The 23227-nt window shown below is 42.1% G+C and carries 18 protein-coding genes; all 18 read right to left on the bottom strand.

The annotated features are described in order from the left end of the window. Positions 1–19: 19 nt before the first annotated feature. The gene (locus AC3WU2_RS05490; protein ID WP_492452003.1) at positions 20–1951 is read right to left on the bottom strand and encodes a DUF8034 domain-containing protein; all 1932 of its coding nucleotides are present in this window, start codon (positions 1949–1951) and stop codon (positions 20–22) included. Positions 1952–1979: 28 nt separating this feature from the next. Beyond that, positions 1980–2882: an aldo/keto reductase gene (locus AC3WU2_RS05485; protein ID WP_492452001.1), complete on the bottom strand. Its 903-nt coding sequence runs from the start codon at positions 2880–2882 to the stop codon at positions 1980–1982. A gap of 39 nt (positions 2883–2921) precedes the next feature. Next, a complete protein-coding gene (locus tag AC3WU2_RS05480; protein ID WP_492451999.1) occupies positions 2922–4889 on the bottom strand; it encodes a heparinase II/III domain-containing protein in 1968 nt (655 codons plus the stop codon). Further along, positions 4890–6380, bottom strand: coding sequence for an ABC transporter substrate-binding protein (locus AC3WU2_RS05475; protein WP_492451997.1), 1491 nt, complete (start codon positions 6378–6380; stop codon positions 4890–4892). 102 nt (positions 6381–6482) lie between these two features. Next, positions 6483–7415, bottom strand: a complete 933-nt coding sequence (locus AC3WU2_RS05470) for a carbohydrate ABC transporter permease (RefSeq protein ID WP_492451995.1) — start codon at positions 7413–7415, stop codon at positions 6483–6485. A gap of 14 nt (positions 7416–7429) precedes the next feature. Further along, positions 7430–8344, bottom strand: coding sequence for an ABC transporter permease (locus tag AC3WU2_RS05465; protein ID WP_492451993.1), 915 nt, complete (start codon positions 8342–8344; stop codon positions 7430–7432). Between the two features lie 227 nt (positions 8345–8571). Beyond that, complete coding sequence (locus AC3WU2_RS05460) at positions 8572–10884, bottom strand: helix-turn-helix domain-containing protein (protein WP_492451991.1); 2313 nt, start codon at positions 10882–10884, stop codon at positions 8572–8574. A gap of 9 nt (positions 10885–10893) precedes the next feature. Beyond that, positions 10894–11733: an amidohydrolase family protein gene (locus AC3WU2_RS05455; protein WP_492451989.1), complete on the bottom strand. Its 840-nt coding sequence runs from the start codon at positions 11731–11733 to the stop codon at positions 10894–10896. Between the two features lie 177 nt (positions 11734–11910). Further along, positions 11911–16038 (bottom strand): Ig-like domain-containing protein, encoded by a 4128-nt coding sequence (locus tag AC3WU2_RS05450; RefSeq protein WP_492451987.1) that lies wholly within the window; start codon positions 16036–16038, stop codon positions 11911–11913. A 519-nt stretch (positions 16039–16557) separates the two neighbouring features. Then, positions 16558–16605 carry a hypothetical protein gene (locus AC3WU2_RS05445; RefSeq protein WP_492452201.1) on the bottom strand — a complete coding sequence of 16 codons (48 nt, stop codon included), beginning with the start codon at positions 16603–16605 and terminating at the stop codon, positions 16558–16560. 304 nt (positions 16606–16909) lie between these two features. Next, positions 16910–17317, bottom strand: coding sequence for an ApeP family dehydratase (locus AC3WU2_RS05440; protein ID WP_492451985.1), 408 nt, complete (start codon positions 17315–17317; stop codon positions 16910–16912). Between the two features lie 129 nt (positions 17318–17446). Further along, positions 17447–17944: a GNAT family N-acetyltransferase gene (locus AC3WU2_RS05435; protein ID WP_492451983.1), complete on the bottom strand. Its 498-nt coding sequence runs from the start codon at positions 17942–17944 to the stop codon at positions 17447–17449. Between the two features lie 130 nt (positions 17945–18074). Then, on the bottom strand, positions 18075–18692 hold the full coding sequence (locus tag AC3WU2_RS05430; RefSeq protein WP_492451981.1) for an alpha/beta hydrolase: 618 nt from the start codon (positions 18690–18692) through the stop codon (positions 18075–18077). A 114-nt stretch (positions 18693–18806) separates the two neighbouring features. After that, the gene (locus tag AC3WU2_RS05425; protein WP_492451979.1) at positions 18807–19382 is read right to left on the bottom strand and encodes a class I SAM-dependent methyltransferase; all 576 of its coding nucleotides are present in this window, start codon (positions 19380–19382) and stop codon (positions 18807–18809) included. 18 nt (positions 19383–19400) lie between these two features. Next, entirely contained in the window at positions 19401–20027 is a 627-nt protein-coding gene (locus AC3WU2_RS05420) for an oxidoreductase (protein ID WP_492451977.1), read from the bottom strand. A 261-nt stretch (positions 20028–20288) separates the two neighbouring features. Continuing rightward, positions 20289–20825: a hypothetical protein gene (locus tag AC3WU2_RS05415; RefSeq protein WP_492451975.1), complete on the bottom strand. Its 537-nt coding sequence runs from the start codon at positions 20823–20825 to the stop codon at positions 20289–20291. A gap of 301 nt (positions 20826–21126) precedes the next feature. Then, a complete protein-coding gene (locus tag AC3WU2_RS05410; protein WP_492451973.1) occupies positions 21127–21708 on the bottom strand; it encodes a YfjL-like protein in 582 nt (193 codons plus the stop codon). A gap of 764 nt (positions 21709–22472) precedes the next feature. Next, the gene (locus tag AC3WU2_RS05405; protein ID WP_492451972.1) at positions 22473–23063 is read right to left on the bottom strand and encodes a P-loop nucleotide/nucleoside kinase family protein; all 591 of its coding nucleotides are present in this window, start codon (positions 23061–23063) and stop codon (positions 22473–22475) included. Positions 23064–23227: the final 164 nt, after the last annotated feature.

Here is a 23227-nt window from a genome sequence, read left to right as displayed (position 1 = left end):
CTTCACTCCTTTGTTGTGACTATCGCGTTCTACCGACTAGCAAATCCTTTTTCTTGGGGTCTGCCCATGGCATATCATAAGTAGGAGAGTTCACATATCGATCCATGCTGATCCGCAAAGTCACAGTTGTCCCTCCAGCTAAAGCTACGTTTAGCCACTTATTATGGACGGGAATAGTTTCTGTTACCTCACCCTCCTCATTGCATATGAAGGCTTCTTTAAATACATGCTCTCCAAACGTACCTGCCTGAATGACAACAGCATGATGATCAAATAAACTGATATTTACTAGCTCCACCGTTACCGAGGTCGCAGTCAACGCTTTGACAAGCGCTGCAACAGACTCTGGCAAACCGGGTCTCTTCGCACTCGGGTCGAAGTAGCGAACCCGTGCATGCTGCAGTCCACCGTGCGAAATATGCATTGGCCCGCCTAGCGTCAGCTGAACAAGACTCTCCATATACACGGGGCACATTTCTTGCCAAATGTGGATACTAGAGAAATCATCCTCACTGAAATGATCGGACCAGCTAGAGGGATCCCCCGCCTCCGTACGCATCTTGGTCAGCTGCTGTTCAACAAGCTTGGTGTTGGCCTTTAAAATCTGCTCAGGATAATTTGGATATTGGCCTCTAATAAATTGGAACCAAGGTTGCGTGTTGCCAATGTAATGTTTCGTGTTTCTGCGCGTCTTTTTATCGGTACCGGACAATTGTGGAATGATGATCTCATCCCAATCATGATCCTTCGGAATCCGTTCAACGCGCTCCAGATCTTCATGCGCCATGGACATCGCCCATAGATAAACGGCATATTTCGGATCCGCGACCCGGTAATCCGCCCAGCCTGCGTCGAATCTTTTATAAGGAACAAGCATGCTTCCATCCTGTTCCTGTCGAAGTGCCCAGTTCTCATCCAGCTGCTTCCGGGCTAAATCAAGCTTGCTCATATCCCCTGACAACAGCACCGCGTTCATGCATGCGTTCGTCAGCGGTTCAATGATCGTCATGAATCCATGAGGCCAACGCCAGCCATAGTAACCGCCCCACCACTTGCCGTCGTTGTACTCGCCGATTTTACCGGATAAGCCTACATTATCAGGAATGATACCGCCGTTTAGCTTTGTCCGCTCTTCCCAGACAGCTAGGTAATCCATGACCCACTTGCGGTATTTTTCTGCTCCGAAATGTAGGAACGCATGGGTGACAAGCCCGGTGGCATTTAAGTTTAACGGCACATCGCCGCGAGTCATCCGCTCATTCATCAACGCAATGACACTGGCATAGACCTCATCATTTGACCATTCGCACTTTCCGCTAGTAAAATCCACGCCGGGTATATCCTCATACGGCGCCAAGTAATCGTCAAGAATGCCTCGATGTGTACTCCAGTCTTCGGCCGTCAGAACAAATTGCGGACCTCGGCTTCCTGTGATTGGTGAACGGATCAGCCTTCGTTCTTGATCATAGTTCTGCGCCTCTTGATCTTCCCCCATATACATCGCGGCAAATCGAGCAGCGCGCTGGCGGTCCTTCAACGTGACAGGACCTGCAAGTCCAAGAAAATAGATATACAGATAGCCTTCACCATGATGCATCCAATCGTAATAGCTATCAAATTCACGATGAATCTGGCCATATTCCGTCCACTGCCATGTTATTCCGTCCCATATTTTACGCGATAGCTCATGCAGTTCGGAACTGCCGCCAAGCATGTACAGCAGAGCCAGATTCATAAATCCTTCGTATGGATCATCCGATCCATCCATGCCCGGCCAATCCCGCCTCCAGATCAGCGTACCGTCCGGACGAGTATAGCGTCCAACAAATTCGACTGCCGCATTGTTCAGTTGATCAAATAGTCGGCGTTGCATAACAGCCCACTGCGGCGAAACCGCTCGACGCTTTGCATAAATAACCGGAATGGATAACGGGTTTTCTGTGATGGCCATCTTGAAACCTCCTGTTTGTCAGAACTATTTATAACAATCGCTGCCCTCGGAATAAGCTAAACACTCTTGTCATCTCATCATCAGATAAGCCTCTACCATCACAAAAGCTGGCATTTAACGTTAGTGATTGAATCGAGGTTGTTCCCACGAGTGTTATGGCGATATCCGGGCAAGTCAGACTGAAACGAAGCGCCGGCTCAACAAGACCTTTCGGTTCAGTATTCCTTAGAAAATCAAGCTGTGTCATTCTTCGAGCGGCTTCTTCAAGCAAGACCTCATTGTTCTGCAAAAAAGGAGCCGGATGATCCGCCAAAATTCCCATCGCAAGCGGACTGCCATGAATCACGCCGATCTGTTTCTCCTTTGCTAGGGGCAAGAGCTCATCTTTTGCCGAATAGTCTATCAAGGTATATTTCGCATAAGTCTGGATCGTATCGACCAATTCCTCCTGAAGGAATGGCATCAACAGATCAAGCCTTCCTGCATTCACACCTATCGCTCTTACTTTTCCCTGCTCCTTCAGCTTACGGAAAGCAGGCAGCGTTTCGTTAATCGCCTGTTCAAAGGTGGTCTGCTCCAATTCATGGAGCTGAATCAAATCAATATAATCCGTTTGTAGTCTGCTCAAGCTGTCTTCGACTGACTTTATCGTATTCTCGTACGTGTAAGGCTCTCCTCGCATAACTGCTTTGGAGGCGATAATCACATCGCTGCGTTTACATCTCAGTGCTTTCCCGATTCTTCGTTCGCTTTCCCCGCGACCGTATAACGGGGCTGTATCTATGAAATTTATGCCTAAATCCAGTGCAAGATCAATGACTCGAGTTACTATTTCATCCGTTGTACCGCCGTAATCGCCGCCAAGCGGTGCCCCGCCAAGACCGATTTTGGATACTTTAAATCCTGTTTTTCCTAATATGGCATATTCCATCGTGGCCCGCTCCTTTATTCTTTTTCGAGCACAATGCTGCTAACCTTGGCTAATCACGAACCGAAACGCGATCTCCATGTCGGATATCGGATGTTGATGATGAAGGATGATCCGATAAAATCTCTTTCCCTTCTCGGTATCGGAATCTAGCGTCACGGATTCTATTTCAGCAGACCACTCACTCTCTTCGTAGAAAAGTGTAACATCGCTCAATTCTAATTGACCTGGAACCGTCTTCACTGGCTGAACACTGCTGATGAATACCTCTTGAAAGGAAGTCGGTTGATTGGAAAAAGAAACCTGATCACGAATGACAAGATACGGCGTTTCGTTCAAAGTACGTTTCCATATAAATTGGCGTGTAAGATGTCTCAATTCAGAACATGCATACGCTTTCGTCAGATTCAGGGATACAGCCATTTCCTCATTCGTTTGATGATGCCCGGTCATTTCAGTGTAAAACTGTTTACCGAAGCCCTGTGTACAATCGTTAACAATAGGCACGGAGTGGCCATGCGATCCGGCGTTTACTTGCTCATAACGATACTCCGGCTGAAAATACTGTCTGGAATATACGCCGAGTCCCATATCTGCCAGCACACTTCTACCATCGACATGGAGAATAAAATGCCCTAAATCATTGTGATTGTGCGGCTCTTCGTTATAACCGCCTTTGGCTGCAAAAGCGATCATGCGACCCTTGGCATCGGTGACCTTCGAAATGGCCCACTGATTCCCTTCGAAAATCCTCTCTTCAATCCGTCCCGAATCTCGCCAGGCCTCTGCCCTGGATTCAGTCCGATCAGGAGACCACAGCATAAGTCTTGCATTGTCCAACCAGCTGTTCGAAGTCGGCGTCAGCCAGGTCGTTGATTCCGGCATTTGAAGGGCCGGTGCATAGCTCTGCAAGCGATGAATCACGCCCGTATTCCATTTCACCTGCTCGGCGGAATCGGAGAAATTGACAACTTTTCCACCGCCCAGCATGCAAAATTGCGGAAACAGCGAAATCTGCTCGATTTTCTTGTCTTCCAGAAGGGAGATTCGCCCTTGCGTTCGCTCCTTTAGCAATTCCGCAAAAAAGACAAAATGCGAGAAGCCATACTGCCAGTAGGCCGGTCCCTCCGGCGTGGCCCCTTGCTCATCAAATCCGGATAGGTAAGCGCGGAGGACATTTATGACTCGCCACAGCATGCCGCTCAGCTTTTCACTGTCCTGTTCCAGATAGATCGCTGCCGCACCAATGGAAGAAGCGCAGACGGCGGGCCAATTGTTCGTTTTGAGCTCCCAGTTCTGAGGAACCGGATCATGGAAATACACCTCAAAAATTCGCCGATGTATCTCTGCCTTGACGCGTTCGACAACCCACGGATGCATGCGATCCCCCATCAAATGAATGATCTCAGCCAGCGTAAATCCGATGTGTGCAGCCGCTAAATCAACCGTTTCGCGAGGCATCTTCGGCTGGTCCCAAATTTGATTCGGATAGTGGTTATGGTAGAGACCCACATGCGCAGGCAGTACCCACGTAAACTCATTACATATGTTCCAAATTGCATTTTCCAATCCTGTAATCCATTCCGGTCTGCTGTCTACCATGGCAAGAAGACTGAACGTATGCAACCCTGTGTAGAGTTGATCCCGCTTGCTCTGATATATTGTTCGGTCACCGGTGCTACCAAATAAAATAAAGTCCGAAAATGAGGGGGGCGTAGGCGTCATCGCGAGCAGTTCTTCCGCTTTTGCCTCAAGCTGCTCCCAAAATTCTGCGTATTTCACCCCTTCTCTGATTCTTTGCCAATGCTCGGGGGAGGCTGCTTCTGCGAAAAGAATCTGCGAAGGTCGGTTCGTCTCCTCCAAAGCCCGTTTAAACTGCTTAAGTGTCAGTTGATTGATCAATGCAGTTACCTCCATCGTGAAGACTTTAGGGAAATGATAGCCGTTTAACGCCATAGGAAAGATACGTACCGTGACCCACGCCAAGGCGTCACGGTACGTATCTACCAATTACTTCGTCTGCTTCCAGGCCTCAATTTGTTTTGCCATTTCTTCAATGACCTTATCGATGCCCGCTTGCTTCAGCTTATCCTGGAAAACTTTCAGATTCGTATTTGGATCAACCGTACCTGTTTCGAGTCCCGGCTGATTTTCATCGAGCACCGTCGTCAAGTTAGCTATTTCCGCCATAACTGGCGTGTTATCGAACTTGAAACCCATTAAAGGGGATTTTGTCGCAGATTCATTCTCTTTCTTGGTCTGCTCCATGACGGAAGGATCCATCCCTTCAACCAAATAAGCGTTAAATGTGTTACCGAATACCCAGTTCGCGTTAGGTGCATAACCGCCATCTTTATTGATTTGAACGACGTTATCGGACACTTTCTTGTAATGCTTGCCTTCAACGCCGTAACTGATGGCATTATAAAGTTCTTTATCTGTGTTCAACAGATTGATAAACTGCATTGCGCGTTCAGGATTTTTGGAGTTTTTGCTGATGGCTTGCATCGTTGTAATAACAGTGCCTGTGGAAGCGTACGCATCTGTAATTGGCACGTAAATGACATCATTTCCGCCGTTGGCTGCTTTGGCCTCCACTTCACCGCCCGGCTTCAGCACATTATGGAGTTGAACGGCTGCGTTGCCTGTTTTGATAATATCGTTTTTGTTCTTGAGCGTTGCCGCATTTTCGTTAATATAGCCTTTGGTATACCAGTCTCTCATCACATCCAGGTAATGCTTATACTGTGGTGTCTCGAACAAATTAATAGGTTTGTCGGGATTCTGAAGTTCCACACCCACGACATTGTTAATCGCTTCTACCCCTTGACTTTGGTACATTATACTGAATCTTCCTTTTTTATCATTCAGAAATGGAACCACGTCCGCTGATTCGCCTTCTTTTATTTGTTTCAGGAACGGTTCGATATCTTCAAACTTCTTAATGGAGCTGACATCCAGCTTGTATTTGTCTGCAAAACGCTTTTGAATGACAAAACCTTCTTTTTTCGTTACCGTCTGATAGTTGGGAATGGCATAGATTTTACTTTGGATTTTGGCTGCATCCCAGACGAAGTCAGGCATCGATTTGAGTAAATCCGGCGCGTTCTGTTGCATCAAATCATCCAGCTCTAGAAAAGCACCTTTCGATTGGTTTTGCAGATAGTCCCAGTTCCAGTTGGCCACCCATGCAACATCATACTTTTCACCGGATGCAACGATCGTGTTCATTTTTTGATTGTAATCGGCAAATGTGTGCGCTTGCAGCTTTACCGTTGCATTGATTTTCTCTTTGGTAATCTTGTTCACCGCTTCCTGAACGGTTGCTAAGTCTTGCGGAATTGCGCTTAATGGGAAATTCCATACCAACTCTACGGGAGGCAATTCTTCATTCTGCTTACCATCTGCGACTTTCTGCTCTTCCTTGGCACCTCCACATGCCGTCAATACCAATACGAAACTGATCACACCTGCAAACAATTTGAGCCATTGCTTCTTCATCCCATCTTTCCCCCTAAGTAAATTATGATATTTATATCAACTGCTCGTACGAACGGGAAGATGAACCCGTCGTACCAAGCAATTTGATAGCCATTCATTCGACTAGCCTTTGACAGAACCTACGGTTAGGCCGCTAATGAAAAATCGTTGCAGCATCGGGAAAACGATCATCATCGGCCCCGCTGCAAGCACCGCCATGGCCATTCTTGCTGACAAGCTCGGAAATTGCGACATGTCGATACTCACGTTAACGGTTGACATATTGTTGGACAAATATTCGATGGTGCTCATTACGCGATACAACATTAATTGAAGTGGAACCAACTTCTGGTCGTCGATGAACAGTAAGCCCAGCCACCAATCATTCCAATACTGGAACGAGATGAACAGCCCGATGGTAACTAGCGCTGGCAAGGAGAGCGGCAGCACGATGGTAAAGAAAATACGCCATTCGCTTGCCCCATCGATCTTGCCGGATTCAACGACTTCTATCGGAATTTTATCCAGAAAACCTTTCATCACCAGAATGTAAAATGGACTTAGCAAATACGGGACAATCAATGCCCACATCGTATCTTTTAGATGCAAATACTGGGTGACCATAATATAGAACGGAACGAGCCCGCCGCTAAATAAGGTGGTAAAGAATACATATAAGGTCATCGGTTTACGATACCGATAATCTTTGCGTGAGATCGTGTATGCGGTCAAACTAGTTAGAAATAATCCAATAACCGTCCCAATCACGGTCACCAGAATGGTAATACCGTAGGCATTCAATAATACGCCAGGGGATTTAAATATTAAGGAATACGCCTCAAGACTAAACTTCTCCGGGAGCAAATGGTAACCGTGTTGTAGAAGTGTTTTCTCATCAGTGAACGAGATGGATATGACCAGAATCAAAGGGATGATTAACAGGATGGATAGCGCACAGAAGAAAAGATTAATAATCCGGGAGCTCCAGCTAGATTTTTTACTTGCCAAAGAGCTTTTTGCAGCTTTCTTGTTTATCGTAACTTGTATCGTAGACATTCTGCATCCCCTCCTTACCAGAGCGCGTTATCCGAGTTTATTTTTTTAACAACCCAGTTGGCCAGAAGTACCAGAATAAACCCGACGACGGACTGGTATAATCCAATCGCGGTGGACATTCCAATATCCCCGACAACCCGAAGTGAACGGTATACATAGGTATCAATAACATCTGTCGTACTGTAGAGAAAGCTCGAGTCATTCGGAATAAAATAGAACAATCCAAAGTCCGCCCTGAATATTTTCCCTACATCGATAATGAACAGAATCACGATCAATGGCATTAAAGTCGGAATCGTAATTTTACGAATCATTTGCCATCGGTTAGCGCCATCAATTTTTGCCGCTTCATAATAACTGGAGTCTATGGACAGCATTCCTGCATAATAGATGAGCGTTGAAAATCCCACAGACTTCCAGAGCTGAGTAATGACAATGATCACCGGCCAATACTTTGCCTGCTCATACCATTTGATCGCATCTTGTCCGAACAGTCCTAAAATGACATTTAAAAAGCCGTTCTTATGGTCGAGGAATGCAAGTACCACATAACCGACAACAACCCAAGATAGAAAATAAGGCAAAAATAGAACCGTTTGATGCACCTTGATCCACTTTCTTGAGAGTTCATTCAATAAAATAGCCAATGTTAGCGCTATCAAAATGGTGAGTACAATAAAAGAAAGATTATACAGTATGGTGTTGCGAGTAACGATGAATGCTGTATCCGAATTGAAGAAGAACTTGAAGTTCTTAAATCCCACCCATTCGCTTCCAAATACACCAAGATCGTATCGATACTGTTTGAATGCGATAACCAAACCAAGCATCGGCAGATAGCTAAGCAATAACTTATATACGATCGCCGGAAGTGACATGACAAACAATTCCCGGTTTCGCTTAAAGTGCCTCCACTCTTTTTTTATCATTCCTGCTCCTCCTTTTCATTGCCGCATGCGACATGCGACTGCTGTGCCCCTATTATCCCGTGAAAACAAGGAAAAAGAATACTGTAATTACTAAAAAACACTCTACTTTTTGCAGGTAAAAACGCTAAAACACTGTAGTTTTACGTCCATAACACAAAAACCGCCCCAGCAGCATCGTTTCAGCGTGTAAACTTTGAAACGGTCTGCGGAGCGGCTGACCATGTGAATTATTCATCAAGGACTTTTTTAAAACGATATTCTTTGGGCGTTGTGCCAAACTTCTTCTTGAAGAGCTTGAAAAAGTAACTCTCGTTACTGTAGCCCACCATGTCCATTATACGTGAGATACTGTAGTCATTATTCTCAAGAAGAGCGAGCGCATTTCGCAGACGGACCTCATTGATGTATTCACTGATCGACATCGATTCCTGCTGCCTGAATTGCTTGCTGACATGGGCGGATGATAATTTCATGGTGCTCGCTATACTCGACAGGCTTAGATTGGCATCTTCATACTGCTCCTCAATGATTTCCTTGATCGTATCAATCAAAATCCGATTGGATTGCGTTTTGAAGTCCTGTGAGCGCTGCCCATGAATTTCTTCAAAAATATTCGAGAACATGTTGAACATGGCCTGTAGTGATTCTTGTTTGAGTAGCTGCTGGTATTGATATTTGAAATCGAGATTCACCTGTCTAACGGAGTGGGTGTTCATTTCCCCCACTGCTTGATTCAGTATGGCGAGCAGATGAAACACGGAATAGATGATGTTGTTATAATGTAAGCTTTCTAATTGATGAAACAAACCTTCGAGCTGTTCACGGAATTTCGTGCTTTGACCAGACTTGATGGATTCCAATATTTTTTTCTCCGCCTCTGTTGGGAACTGAAAGGGGCCATTATTATCTTTATTCCGTACAACAATATCAGATGTAATAATACAAGACTTCCCATGAACGATGCGGTAGGATGCATTCTCCAGAACCTGACCATATTGGCGAGAAAGCTGGCTGTATTCCTGCGTTTCATCTCCGATTGCAATGGATAGCGAAATTCGATAATAGGCAATGATCGTTTGCTGCAGCTCTTGTAAGATTCCTTTCAGGTTCTCTAACCGCATGCTGGAACCTTCCTGGGCTTCCCCAACCAGCAGCACGAAATGATCGTTTTGCATCGGTACAATTTCACAGTGCAAATCTCTTGCTAATATTTCCTTCGTAATATTGGCAATCGCAAATTTATAGAGACGTTTATCGGAATCGCTGGATTGCCTTTCGAATTCCTCCAGATCATCAATGAGAAGCACGCATAGGCGCAGCTTTTGATGAAGATCGATATCCCACTGAATCTGCTGGATCTCCTGTGGCGTTAACAGGCTGGCGTCGGAGATGAGTCTGCGTAATGCAAAGGTTTTGAGTTGATCCCGCTGGGAATATTCTTCCTTTTCCAGGTTGACTAACTTGTGCATCGCGTCTTGATATTCGTTGGTAATAAGCTTAAGCTCATCGAGATCCGAACGTTTTTCCGCTCCACTGCTGGGCCGCTTCCCTAACATCTGATGCAGCATATTTTCAATCGGACGATAGAGTCGATAGGCAATAATAAAGGAAACCGCTATGGACAACACGAGAACCACGCTGATAATGATCAAGGAAATCTTGCGCATCTCGTGTAGCTTCCCGAGAACAACTTGATAAGGCTGTACGCTCGCGATGATCCAGTCACTCTGACTCGATGACATGAAGCTAAGTATAAACTTGTTGCTGTCGCTCTCGTAGACGAGATAATCCTGATCGACACCGGCCTCGGCACGATTTCGAATCACCTCTCGGTATTCATCCAAAGGAACCTGAGTACTCATCGTAGTTTCTAGAAGCGGCGTACCAGACTTGTCTGTAACAAAAATCGTACCCTGCTGTTCACTGTCCACATGATTCAAGTTACTGATATTATCAAAAAGCCAGGACGGCTTTAATGTTACAATCAGCTTGCTGTCAGTTACTTCGTCATAGATAAACATCGAGAACACCGGTGACTTTTCTTGTACGCCCGAAATAGGGATGAACTTCAGCCTTGGGATATCTTTATGCGACTTTATATACTTGGACAGTGAACCGTTCATGCCATCGTCCGCGCAATTTATGCTGCTCTGGGTTGAATAGTAGCATCCCGTATTGGCGTTATAAATCGTAACGCTTTGCAGGAACATAGACCCTGAGACCATTTTTTCCAGTCTGTTCAGCTTTTGTGCGAGTTCACCTTTATCCATCACGGACGTATTCAATAAATAGACAACATCCGAATCCATAGAAGTGGAAACTGTTATATTTTTGACCGTTTCATTCAAGTTATCGATATTATATTTAATTTGTGAAAGCACTTTCAAATCTGCTTGCTGCTGCATTTGGAGCATCTTATTCTCGGATATGTAGTACAGGAGTGAAGAACTGATCGTCAGAAAAATTACCGTAACGATCGAAATGGAGAGGAGCAATCGGAAAAGATATTTTCTTGATCTATACTTCGGAAGAATCTTCATGGTTCCCTCCTATTGTAAACCGTATATCCTAACGGCATTATGGCCAAATACATGATCGATCTCTTCAGTGGATAAATAAAGGGACAACGCCTCCTCAATCATAGACCTCATCTCCGTAAAACGGCCTGCTTGCAGACAAATCGGCCAGTCGCTGCCAAACATCAGCCTTGAAGAACCGAACACCTGAATGGCATGCTGAATATAAGGCTGTATCACTTGGGCTGACCTGCGAGTACCAAACTCCCCTTCTGTAGCCAATCCAGACACCTTACAGGAGGTACGTTCAAATTTCGCAATGGCGCGTAATCCGTCCGCCCATAGTTGATCACTTTTCCCTGACAAATCCGGCTTGCCCAGGTGATCGACAACTGCAGGCAGGTTAGGCACATACGAGAGTAGCTTTGCCATTTTTGCCAAACCAGGTGGACGAACCAACAAATCAACAGGACAATCGTCCTCAGCAAGTATGGATAAATTATGTATAAGCTGCTTGTGATGCCCCCACTCTCCATCCGAAATATCCGGGAAAGTTGGACGAATTCCTACAAAACGAGGATGGCATCGAAAACGAAGATAGTGCTGTTCAAAATCTGAAGCGTTGATATCAAGCCAGCCCACGACACCCATCAAGGTATCTTCTTTATCACACAATTGAAGAAGAAATGTCGTCTCTTCCATCGTCGGCGCCGCTTGTACAACAATGGTCCCCTGAAACCCGTTATTGTGTAATTCATCTTTTAATAGGCCCGGCATATAGTCCTGATATAGTACGGACCCAGAAGATGGTGTCAACCAGCCATAATCTCCCCGATCTAGTCTCCAGTAGTGCTGATGTGCATCAATCATCATGAACTACAACCCCATTTCTAAATTTTAGCATATTAATATCTTTATTGATTACATTATGCTGACTCGTACTATTTTTCAAGGAAAAAGTAATGGACACGACAAAATGCCTGTAAAAATAAAAAAGGGGAGAATGATTCTCCCCTTCTTCCTTCCCTGCAAGCATTTTGCAAAACTATTCTATTTCAAGATCGCCTTGGCCACGATTGCTAGGTCTACAATGTCAACTTTTCCGTCATGATTCACGTCCGTTTTCTCATTCCAACCCGCCTGGCCTTGTTGTTTGCCATAGGCCCCTGCAACGATAGCCAAGTCACCAATCGAGATAATTCCATCACCATTGATATCTGCGGTTATCCGCTTGGTGTCAAACACGTGAATGGCTGCTTCCAACGCTTCTTTCGCACGATCTACCTGCTGCTGAGTGGCATTCGGGTCGTTTGCTGTCACGCGAGCCGTATCGATTGCCGACTGCAATAGCGCTTTGGATCCTGTTATATACTGACCGTCCTCGCTACCTTCCACTGCTGCAGCATATTTCGCCTGAGCGCTTGCGATCAACGCATTCAATAGCGACTTATCTACTGGTATATTAGATATCTGTATTTGTACCTCATGGGATGCTCCACTGACCTGCAGTTCATCCCCCTGTCCATTAGCAATCACTGCACGGTCTATTGAAATTGTCGTATAGGTTGCCTGGGTTACAGACTTTGCCTTAAACCTCATTAACAACAAATCGCCTTGAGCCGACACGTTCGTACCCACGCTGGCAGCCACAATCCGGATTTGTCCTGGCACCGACTCCTTGTGATCGATGACTTGAAACCCGTCTCTAACCGAGGTTATGGAATCGAGATGCAAATTCACCGGATTATAGTTAAGCGTCAAATCTTGACCATACATTTGCTGGTATACATTTTGGGTAACGCCGCTCAATCCCATCGTGACATCCAATGTTTGGCCGGAGTTCACCGTCTTAGAACTGGTTAATGCCACTCTCGGCATCGATTTTTTCACGGTAACCGTGCAGTCTGCCGTGTATCCCCCGTCAGCCGTCGTTACCGTAATGGTAGCTGTTCCTTCCGCATGGGCTGTCACAACGCCATTCTGATCTACGGATACGATGGCATCGTTGCTAGACTTCCACGTCACATTTTTGTTCGCTGCAGCAGTAGGCGTTACTGTTGCTGTTATCGCTTCCGTGCCTCCTGCTTCCAATTCCATACTTGGCTTGCTTAACACTACACCCTTCACGGCTACTTTTAAATTCTCTATTTTAATATCGTCAAAATACCCAATTCCAGCCGCTCCCCAGAAGTCTCCCATGGCAATTTTATTAAATGATTTGGAATCTGCTGTTGCGACTTTCTGGTCGTCAATAGACAAATCAACATGGTTCCCGGATGTATAATCCCAGGTAAACTTATGCCAACCCTTTGTTCTGTTGACACCCGAAGAAGTAAAATCACTGTCTATTCGGATCTGATACTTTGCTCCGCCGCTGCTTGCCGTTTTCGTTGTATCGACACCTAGAGCGATCCACTTTCCGCCTTCAACATTCACCAGTTGCTTCGTAGCGCCAGACATGTTGTCATAATACCAGACGGTAACGAAACCATTGTAGTAGTTAGAAAATGTTTTGGAAATAGCATCAACATTTTCATCTTTTACATAGCTCTTTGTCCCGCTATGTGCTTGTGCACTACTTGTACTAGGTGTTCCTTTCTCTGCTGTCCATCCTGCAAATCCATTCTCGAAGTCTTCTGTAAAAGTACTGGATGTTCCTGTCGTAAATGTATATACCTCAGAACTCCACTTGCCTCCGGTAATAGAACTCGCAAGTATATATGCTTTTACTTTCCAATAATACGTTTTATTTGCCTCTAGCCCATCGATTGCCTTGCGAGTTCCATTCAATTTTACATCACTTATTATTTTGGTAAATGCTTCGTCTTCTGCGACAATCAGTTCATAACCCTCTCCACCATCAGCCTTCTGCCACTCGAAGACAACATTCATGGGGTCAAGATTAGTTGAATGGTTGGCAGGGGTAGTCAAATGGAAATCCCCAATATTCGCATCGATACTTGTACGGTATTCATCTAGCTTGAGCCCCATCTTATCGAACGGAATTTTGGGGAAGTCAGGAATTTGCTGATAAATGATGGAACTATCTTTCAGCTTAAAATTTCGGTTTGCCTTATCTACAAACCCAGCATCTTCATTCGCTGTCACCTTTAAATTATTTCCGATCGTGCCATATGTTTTTGCGCTGTCTGCAATACTCCCCTCTGCCGTGTTATAGAGCACATTATCCTTTACAACATTCCCCTTAGGAATCTTAGGACTATCTTCCCATAGATTTACAAGTTGCGGATATCTACTCGCCCACGGTTCCTGCTTATAGGGAACACTCATTAAATTTTTATAGGCTGTTCCATTTGGTGCTTCAGCATGGTAAGCAGCCCAGCCTTCTCCACGGTTATCCAGGCTCATAAATTTGCCGCTGTCAATCATAATATTGTATTTAACCGTATTGTCACGGCCACCGCCTAGCAAAAATGCGCTATTGGAAACGTTGTAAAATACATTTCCTGTTATTTCTGCACTGCTCAATAAATCGTCAAGATAAACAGCATACGAACCAAGCCCTCCAAGATTTGTTATATCATGGATATAATTGTTTTTAATCATATTGCCGCGGTAGGTCCAATCACGTAATGAGTAGATTACTCCGGCATCACTGGTTTCCTGACATACATCATAGATTTCATTGAATTCAATAACATGGTCATTTCCTTTAAATTGAATCGCCATATGGGGCGCGTCATGGATCAGATTATTGGTTGCCCTGTTGCCTACACCATTTAAGGAAATAGCCGGCGTATATGTTCTTAGGATACGAGCATATCGATAAATATGGTTATTTTCCGCATAGTGACCTCCAGGCGTAAGTGTTGATCTGTTGCCACCCAACATGTATATACCGCCCTGCCCTGTATCGTAAATGTCACAGCTTATAACCCCGTTATTGCTTCCTCCTGTGAAGCCACTGTTAAATTTAACATTGCCCGGGTCATCAGCTAAAGCCCCCTCATCCCCAATCATGATCGCCTTTTGCCCAAGACGTCTAAAAGTACAATGCACGATACGATTATTGGAACTATCAACCATCTTTATGCCGTGTCCGCGGGAAACCTCAAACGTAATATTCATGAAGTTTGTAAAATCAGTCTTTTTCATATCCACTAACGGCGTATCAAGAACGGAAAGCTGCATTTCACTATCGTTTACGTCCTTTTCCGGATATAGATAGAGAATACCGCTGGTTCGATCCAGATACCATTCACCTGGTATGTCTATTTCACTTAACAAATTATAGGCAAAATAACGCTGTCCGCTAATGGCACCATACATGCTTGGATGGGATGCCTCAATTGTTTTATTGACCGTGTCAATCGATTTAATATGTAAATTATCATCTGCCCAGTCCCATCTCCAGTAACCAAAGAGCCATGGATCGCTTTCCTGTGCCCAGTTGTCGACATGAGAATCGCTGTATTTAAAGATCGGCCCTGGCTTGCTGATCCATTGATCCGGTGGGACATAGTCAGGATGGCTCGGATTTCCTGCCGGCATATCCGACATATGATCACGTGGAATAAATCCTTGCTGAACTACCGTTCCTGTCGTTAAAAAGCCTGTATTCGGATAACGCGCTAATGTCATGGACTTTCCATTTACAAAGAGTTCAGGCGCTGGTGCAGCTTTAGGCCAACCGTATCCAGCCTTTGATATTTGACCATATTCCGTAATGCCCTGTGCTTTTAAATCAATCTGTTTGACTTTATCTTTAGCTTCTTGCGGAAGCCTGTTCAAAATGGCTTGGTCTGTTACAGGTGAAAAAGCTGATGTATCTATGCTGTATCCGCCCATGATAGAAACCTTATCATTTCCATATGCCCTATAGGTTATTGGAGAATTTGATGTGCCCGAATCCTGGTCTGTTAACGCAAATGATGCTGTACGGTTATATACACCTTCTTTGAGATAAACGGTAACTCCCCCATCTGGTAATCCGGAAGTACTCTTTAACTCGCGGATCGCATCTCTTGCTTTTTCCAACGTTGCAAAAGGTGCATCCATTGTACCGCTATTTGCGTCATTGCCGTTTTTGGCTATATAGAATGCCTTGGAAGTAGCTTCCAGAGCATGTACTTTGGATATGGACCCCATATCTGAAAGTGGACTATATACCAGAGTAAATGCTAATATTGGACTAGCAATTCTTCTTAATAAGTTCATACATATCCTCCTATCGCGCTTTGGCCACAATTGCAAGGTCTATCATGTCAACTTTCCCGTCATGATTCTTGTCCGTCTTCTCACCGCTGCGATCAACGCATTCAAAAGCGACTTATCACCTCCCAAATGAGTTGATGCGAATACGGGAATCTAAAGCGTTTCCATTTTCATGGTTGTCAGTCAAATATGAAACAGTGCCATGTCTGATAACGCTATGCCTCCTTTCGCATCTTATATGCCTACCATTGCACATAAGGATGCGTATACGAAACTGTAAAAATCAAAAATAGCAGTACATTGGTACTGTACAATCAAAGATTTAGTGTAATAAAACATAATTAATGCTAATAACTTACCTTATCGACAAAAGGGGGCCCTCAACGGGCCTTCTAACGTTTGCGTGTTCACGACGTCTCAGCACCTTAAGCACTTGGTCCATACAAATGGCTTGGATGGGTATTCCTCCTTGGTCAGTACGGAACAAACCCACCTTCGACTTCCATTCTAAGGGTGGGTTTTCTACTTTCTCTTGTTGTTATTATTAATGTAAGTTAAAAGAGCAAGAATGAATGATCCAATAGGAATCGTTAATACATCCTTAACTGCAATTTAGAAAGCTCTTATATTCTTCTAATTTACCTTCACGAAACATATGAAATGTACTTCCATGATATAAAGTAAATAACTCCTTGGCTCTAAAAAACTGTTCATCCATGCTATCACCATCTTAATCTATTAATATTGGAAAGATTCCTGATAACGTCTTCGTATCTACGAACCCTCACTGCCTTAAAGGAGCGAACGAGACGCGGCGTAGATACGGTGTTACCGTGTTATTGCCCTCTTTTATTACTTGTTGTGAATCAACGAATCATGAGGAGCCTTGTATATATATCATAATCTCTTCTGCTCTAATAATTACTCGGTTTCCAACAGTGGCCTCTCCTTTGCCCAGTACAAAACCTCTTCTATTCTTTATAACTTCATAATATAATTCAATTCTATCGCCTGGATAAGCATTTCCTATAATTTCAAGACCATTTAAAGATGAAAGAAAGCCCAGACTATTCTCTTTACTTGATGTTGTGAATGCTCCTAATTGCGCCAACGCCTCCACAATCATCATACTTGGCATACTGTGACTTGTTTCAGTAATAAACCATTCGTTACATGTCACATTCTTATATCCCTTAGCCCACTTACCTTGCTCTATCTCAATAATCCGATCAATCATTAAGAATGGATATCGATGTGGAATTATGCTTGGAATATCAATCATTGATATGCTCCTCAAAATTATTTATTCCCTTGGCTCCACCCTCATATGGCGAACCAAGGGTCGAAATCCCCACAGCGTGAATATATTGTTTTGCATAGTTACCGTCTTCTTGAATTACTTACAAACTGTTTATTTATCTCTCAATGTAAAATACACAAGGTTGTCCTTCAATTCATTCTCTTGATTGAATCCCATCTTTGTTAACAGCTTCTGCGACTTGATATTATCTACTTCTGTTGACGCTTCAATATAGTCTAACTTCATAAGGTTAAATCCCACTCGTAAAACCTTCATCAAAGCTTCCTGCATCAGACCCCTCCCCCAGTAATCCGGGGACAAATCAAAACCTATTTCAGCTTTTGTCTCCTGATCCTCTGTTGACCAGCAATGAAAACCGCATGTCCCGACAAGCTCATTATTCTCTTTATTAAATAATCCATATCTACAACCGGAATCGTTTATATGAAAAGAAATAATCTCTTCTGCTTCTCTTAAATCTTTACATACTTCAATATCCATAAACCTCGTGACCTCTGGATATGAAAAATGCTTATAAACTGCTTCAACATCTTCTAGAATAAGTTCTCTCATGAATAGTCTTTCGGTTTCAATATTCGGGTAAATCACTATAAGCTACCACCTTTTGTTTTTGGTTTATTAGTTTAGATCTTTATCAGACTTACGGTCATTTCGCGAGGGGCGAATGCCGAAGCGTGAATATGTGTTAGACGAAGTCACCTTGTTATACCTACAATCGTTACTTATTTAGAAAATTCATATATATCCTTACAAGTTTACCTAGAATCTCGATACTTTCCTCAACATTGTTGGTTTCCAGAGAGTGATTTGCATTAGGAATTTCTATTACCCTTCTAACTTTGTCTATGTTAATTTGGTTTGCCACTTTATTAAACACTTCATCCTTTGTCCCATAAACCACAAGTCCATTATACTTGTTGATATAGTGTACTGTGTCTTTAATTGGTGTCAAAAATAAATGTCTTATTGGATTATCAAGTTTTCCATGAACTTCACCCGCAACTATTGTGCCTATGCTCTTACTAATAAAAATGACTTCACTATACTTCTTAATTATTCGTCGAACAGATTCATGGCTATCTTCTATTACTCTTGGCAGATCATTAATATCCAAATTCGTTCTCGCAGCTTGATAACCATATTCAAGAACCAATAAGTCAAAACCACTTTGAATTGCGGAAGTTCCAGCGAAATGTAAACTTGGCTTCTCACAAGAATAGTTTTTTCCTGGAAACAGAACAACCAACTTACTGTTTTCCTCATGAAGTTGATAATATTTTTGTTTCATTTCGGTTTTCCAAAACGAGGGTACGGTTAGAATCTCTAATTTTTTCATTGTCTCCCATCCTTTCTTTCTTCAGGTGATTTCGTCTAACGTTATAGTATTCATGAATCCGAGAGGCTTAAGGAGCTTCAGCTCCGGGTCGCTAGACTTAGCCTCGCAGATTACTTACAAAACGTTTTTAACTGCATCTATGACTAGAGAAACGAAACCCAATTCTTCTTTATTTCTATGATCAAATCGTAATGATCTGTATATGTATCCCCCTTCAGGATTCCAATCATTATAATGAAACTTACCTTCCTCATCACAATACTCCAATAATTTAACTTCAAACCCCGCCTCTTCGAACAAACTGCGTAAAGTCTTATAATTATGTACAATCTTATGGCTAGCAGCAGGATGATCTAATGGTCCTGGTCCCCCAACCTTAACTATGTTCTGATACCATTCATTACGAAAAAATGCATCAGGAACAGCGCAACGAACATATCCTCCGGAATTTAAAAAGTCATAACAAATCCTAGCGGCTTCTATACCTTCTTCATAAGCTAAATGTTCCCATACGTGCTCACACAAAATTATATCTATTTTCCTGTCTCCGAAGCTCCTATACCAATCATCTCTATTCAGTAAATTTAGCTCATTTTCTTGTGTCTGTATCCACCCCGGATATGATTGTGATGAGGCTCCAACAATGATCCTTAATGGTTCAGTTATTGCAACCTTTGAAATATCGACCATATAGTTTGCTCCTTTAGATTAATTGCCTTCCACGAACCACTCACAAATTGTATATTTCATTCCAATTCTTTCATATAACTTAAAATTCGTATTTCTACTTACTATCTCTCCAATTAACTCTTTCCATTTATTTTCAATCCACTGAGGACTTTGTTCTTTCAAAATATCCTCATTAAATCGACTATCAATATACTCCAAATCTTGTTTAAGAACTTCTATATCCTTAATAAGTTGATTTCTCGATTCATTTTCTAGCGACACCTTATTCGATAAAATGCCGTCTGTGATATCTGTTTTTATATACCAATACATATCTCTAAATACACTATAGATTACATAAGTTGATGATAATTTATCTTCCTTGAAATCGGAATCAAGAAAGACAAATGATTCTTCACCAACTTTCAATGATACTGCCAAATTTCCTAATGTGTATATGACGGTTTCCTTCGGAGAATTGTCCTCTAAGCTTTTTATCACATAATCTAAATTCTGAATTGATTCTTTTATACCAATTTGAAGTCCATGATTTAGTTTAATAGTATAATCAACTTTTTGATTGTCTTTGTACTCTTTCATTTGATAGTTGAAGTACATACTTATTATCAATCCAACCATTAGTATGATTGCAATAATTTTTTTCATTTAATCTCCTCATAGTCCTGCAATTAATTTCTGATAACGTTGTTGTATCTACAAACCCTCTGCCTTAAGAGAGCGACAGCGATCGGCCGCGACACTTTCAAATGTTTGTACTTTTCTATCACCTTCAACAAAATCCTTATAGTTTCCTTGCGTGTATTTGCTTAATACCTTGATCTTACCTTCAATTCTCCATCAAACATTTCTGTGGGGTCACTTCACCGAAAGTTAATTAAATGTTCTCCGTTAGTTAGTATGAAACAATCATTTTAGCGTGAACCTTGTATAAAAATCATCTAACAATTCATTTGATATTTCCAATGCCTCATCTCTATTTTGTGCAGGTGTTGATATCATATAACCATCACCCCCGTTCCAACCCCTACCATTAGGAGTTGCTTGATATTTCATAATAGCAATCTTGTTAAAATCGTCATTAATAAATATAATACCGTAAGAAAAATGTTTAATATTTCCATTAATGATATACCTATACAATAGTTGTGCTTCACCCTTTTCGCTAAATCTAAGCTCTAATTTCCTATTTTCTGATGGAACAGGTATATCTTCACCTTCAATATCAATTACCCCTGTAAATGTTCTTACTCCCAGTATGCTCTTTTTCATTTTACCATTTACAGATACAGCAACTGGTTTTACATAATCCTTATTTACTTCACCTAATTGATACATGATTCCTTGCATGGTGAAAGTAAGATGTTGCGGATAGGTGTAAATAAATGCCCCTGCAATTATTGCCACCATCAGAATTCCTATGGGTATCCATAGTTTTATCTTCAATACAACCACCTCACATATAGATTTCCTCATATGGGTTTTCGATTTAATTTAATTTAATTTCTTGCTTGTTATTTCACAAGACGTTATGTATTCACGACGCCCCACCACCATAAGTCCCGGAGGGACGGCCGCAATGCGGTTAGGTAGTGCGGGTGTGTCTGGCTGAATATGTTTCCTTGCTGCTGCCAGTTGTACCCCGAATCCTCATCTTACTTCTGCCGGACCGAGGGCGAATGCCCATGCGTGAATATGGTTTATACCCAGTGACCGCTTCTTCGATCCTACAAGTTTATACTCTTTGTCATTCATATCTGAGTTTCTTATTTGTATAAATATCATTAAAAGAATGTTGGTCAATAAAAATCCATTCATTATTAAAATGCACGGACAGATCAAGATCCAAATCAGATATAGAATGTATAAAATTTATTATTTCGTTTTCATATACTTTAATATTTTCTTTTTTGTCCTCTGTATGAATTTGTATTATGATTTTTGAACCAAATACATCTGCATTGCATGTTGAATTATTGAAGTATTTATTTAACTCATTATTACACTTTTGATTTGCCTGATTCTCTTGTGTAGATTCCTGTAAAGTATCATATAGCTCGCCTTGATAATTTTCTTCTACCTTAAAATGCAGATTTTTATTTTTCATAGGAGAAACATCGCCATAGTAATTCATTTCTTTAAATCCATAACAAATTAAATTTATAGTAAATTCACTGTTTGGGTACTCAGAGTGCAAATATTTTTCTACTTCTTTTTTAAAATAATACTTCGTTATTGGATTCCCGTTTAATCCTGAATAAACAAAGAATATGATTGAAAATATAAATAGAGTTGGGACTGAAATCAGAAACCAACTTCTTTTCCTCATGTTTTGCCCCCTGTCATTCGTTCATTGCGTATAGCGTTGTTGTATCTACGGACTCTCACTACCTTAAAGGAGCAAAGCGACTGGCCGCGATGCGGCTAGTTAGTGCAGGGTTGTCTACGGACTACGCTTCCACGAACAATCCTCAGCAGACCAAGGAGCGTCAGCGACACAGCGTAGTACGTTGTTATATGAAGTCAGTCACTCCTTTTGAAATACTAACGAATCACTATAAAATCACTTGCTATCTTTAATTGATTTCATCGTTTTTCCAATCATTTAATTCATTCGTAACCTTTTTAAATGTCTTTCTAGTTTTTAATTTCTTTAATACATAATCTATTATTCTATCGAATAAAGCACTTAACACTGACGCCATTATAAATATCATGCATATTGTTATTAAAATGTAGTCTCTATATTCCAATGGCCCACCTAGACTTAACACGATGATGACTGGGAGTAAAGACATTAATGAACTAGTAATTCTAATTCGATCCTTAGCGGAAGGAAACATCCCGTAAAACCAGTGCTTTAAACTTAGATAAATTTTAAAAATTTTCCTTTCCCCTTCCTGATTGGTTACTAAATACTATTTCTTGACTGATTTCCAATAACGTATCCGTGTTCACGACGTCCCACCGACTTAAGCGAACGTAGTGACCGGCCGCGAAGCGGTTAGTCGGTGAGGATGTGTCCCAGCAATCGCTTACCCAAATTATCTTCCGGGACCGAGGGGGCTTGGCCCCCGATGCGTGATCACATTGTTATAGGATGTCAGTGCCTTCTTTTATTTTTCTATCAATCTCGTGTTTTTGAATCTCTATAAAATCATATACCTTGATAATCTCTTCTTCATAATTTTTGTCAATTTCAAAGTATTCGACATCACTGTCTAGACATTTCCTTCTAAAAGCATCATGTTCATTAATGTAATCAGTAATTATCCTATCTTCTGAATAGCCCCGATTTTCTATAGCATTCCTATGCTTCACAATGTTTGATGCGAAGTTTTCTTCAATATATCTTTGTGAGAAGCCAATGAAAACTGATATGATTTTCTCAGAGTATTCTACTTCAAAGTCCTTTATAAAATGAGGCAATATATAGCATCCTTCAATAATAATATTCTGATTATTCTCGATATTAGTCATAATAATTCCTTTAATAATCGGCCACAATTTCTCACCAATAAGTTCCGTACTATCAAGCGGTGTAAACCCACACGCTGAGTCTCCTCTATACAACCCCATCTTTAAATGATCAATAGATAAATAGGGAATTTGATATTTCTCAAGTAATTTTTGAGACATAAGTGTCTTACCAGTACTGCTATTTCCACTAATTAGAATAATCATTCAATAATCCCCCTATTTATCAGATCAGAGAGTAATTTTTGTTTTGTGATTTACTGGTTTGTGCTGATTTCCTATAACGTTGGTATATCTGCGAACACGAGAGGCTTAAGGTGCGTATGCGCCGGGTCCGACGGACTTAGCCTCGCAGGGTTGTGCGCTGAAAT

It is taken from the genome of Paenibacillus sp. EB106-05-06-XG162, from assembly GCF_058791655.1.
The sequence above is the reverse complement of the archived record's forward strand: the minus strand, read 5'-3'. Positions and strand labels throughout refer to the sequence as shown.